This window comes from Clostridium pacaense, from assembly GCF_020709765.2.
GTDB classification, from domain to species: Bacteria; Bacillota; Clostridia; order Lachnospirales; family Lachnospiraceae; genus Enterocloster; species Enterocloster hominis.
On the sequence record NZ_JAJFEB020000097.1, the window covers coordinates 1 to 315 of the forward strand.

Sequence of the window (315 nt, forward strand, 5' to 3'; positions counted from 1 at the left end):
ATCAACTTAAACGGCATGTTCTTCGTGAACCAGGCAGTGCTACGCTCCATGGTGGAAAAAGGAATAAAAGGAGCAGTGGTCAACACCAGCTCCACTGCCTCCGCAACCGTATCCACCAACACAGGCGCCTACAGCGCCAGCAAGGGAGGGGTTACCCAGTTTACCAAATGGGCTGCCCTTTAGATGGCGCCTCACGGAATCCGCGTCAATGCAATCGGGCCGGGAACCAGCGTTACCAGGATAACCGAGGGTACGCGTTTTAACCCGGAGAGGAATGAGAAATTCCTGCGCAATATACCTATGGGCCGGTATGGG

1 pseudogene is annotated in these 315 nt (G+C 54.6%); it reads left to right on the forward strand.

The window, feature by feature from the left end:
• Window positions 1-315: pseudogene (locus LK536_RS58640) on the forward strand (SDR family NAD(P)-dependent oxidoreductase); the annotation flags it as partial.